1 protein-coding gene is annotated in these 570 nt (G+C 64.2%); it reads left to right on the forward strand.

Annotated elements, in window-relative coordinates; translation table 11 throughout:
* Positions 1-565, forward strand: a 565-nt coding sequence (locus AAE045_RS24010) for an OmpO family porin (RefSeq protein ID WP_455549806.1), incomplete at its 5' end; no start/stop codon positions are given.
* Positions 566-570 lie beyond the last annotated feature (5 nt).

The following is a 570-nucleotide window of genomic DNA, read 5'->3' on the forward strand; positions in this document are numbered from 1 at the left end:
TTCCCTGCTTGCTCTGGGTCTGCTCGCTGCACTGCCGTTCGCTGCGTCGGCAACCGACGGCCTGTCGTACAACTACGTCGAAGGCGGCTACGTGAACACCGATGCCAAGGGCGGCGACGCCGATGGTTGGGCGGTGAAGGGCTCGGTCGCCGTGGCGCCGAACTTCCATGTCTTCGGTGACTACAACGCGCAGGAAACCAAGCGCGGCAGCAACGACGTCGACCAGTGGCGCGTCGGTGTGGGCTACAACTACGGCATCGCCCCGACCACCGATCTGGTCGCCCGCGTTGCTTACCAGAAGTTCGACCCGAAGCACGGCCCGGACTTCAACGGCTACTCCACCGAAGTCGGCGTGCGCAGCGCGTTCACCCCGAACTTCGAAGGCTACGTGATGGCCGGTTACGAGGATTACAGCAAGAAGCACGGCATCAATCCGGACGGCGAGTTCTACGGCCGCGTCGGCGCCCAGGCCAAGCTCAACCAGAACTGGGGCCTGGCCGGCGAAGTGAAGCTGGCCAAGGGCGGCGACAAGGAATGGTTCGTCGGTCCGCGCTTCACCTGGTAATACGC

The organism is Dryocola clanedunensis (genome assembly GCF_038405435.1).
In the GTDB taxonomy this organism is placed as follows: Bacteria; Pseudomonadota; Gammaproteobacteria; order Enterobacterales; family Enterobacteriaceae; genus Dryocola; species Dryocola clanedunensis_A.